The organism is Aminobacter sp. P4_D5 (assembly GCF_056401815.1).
On record NZ_JBFUIP010000645.1, the window covers coordinates 1 to 745 of the forward strand.

Annotated in this window: 2 protein-coding genes; both read right to left on the reverse strand. The window is 67.9% G+C overall.

What is annotated here, in order from left to right; genetic code table 11:
* Positions 1 to 163 (reverse strand): ATP-binding cassette domain-containing protein (locus AC1DWF_RS34065; RefSeq protein ID WP_476842904.1); only part of this gene is annotated, 163 nt, incomplete at its 3' end.
* Between the two features lie 15 nt (positions 164 to 178).
* Positions 179 to 745, reverse strand: a 567-nt coding sequence (locus AC1DWF_RS34070; protein ID WP_476842903.1) for an ABC transporter permease, incomplete at its 5' end; no start/stop codon positions are given.

Here is a 745-nt window from a genome sequence, read left to right on the forward strand (position 1 = left end):
ATCCGGCCGTGGGGTCGACGAAGCCCGCGATCATCCGCAGCGTSSTSGTCTTGCCGCAGCCGGAGGGGCCGAGCAGGGAGACGAACTCGCCCTCCTCCAGCGCGAGGTCCACGCGGTCGACGACGGTCAGCTTTCCATAGGCCTTGGTCAGGCCTTCCAACATCAGGCGCGGCACGCGCTATTCCCTTCTGAGCATGAAGTCGCGCCCCACCAGCTTCATGCCGATGCCGACGATGACCATGGTGATGGCGAGCAGGATGCCGCCGAAGGCGGCGACCACCTCGAAATTCCCCTGCTCCGTGAGGTCGTAGAGCAGCACGGACATGGTCCGCGTCCGCGGCCCCACGAGGAAGATCGCCGCCGACAGCTCGCGCGAGGCGACGATGAACACCACCAGCCATCCGCCCAGCAGCGAGGTCTTGATCAGCGGCGCCGTGATCTTGCGGATCGCGTGCAGCCGCCCGGAGCCCAGGATGCGCGCGGCCTCCTCCATCTCCGGATGCACCGCCCGGATCGCCGCCTGGGAGGAGGCAAAGGCGATCGGCAGGAAGCGCGAGGCGAAGGCCAGGATGATCAGCAGCGCCGAGCCGTAGAGCGACAGCGGCGGCCCCGCATAGGCGGCATAGAAACCGATCGCCAGCACGATGCCGGGGATGACGAAGGGCGCCATCGCCAGGAAGCCCAGCGCATCCGCGAAGCGCGTCAGCCGCCGCACCACGATATAGGCGACGAGCAACGCCAGCAC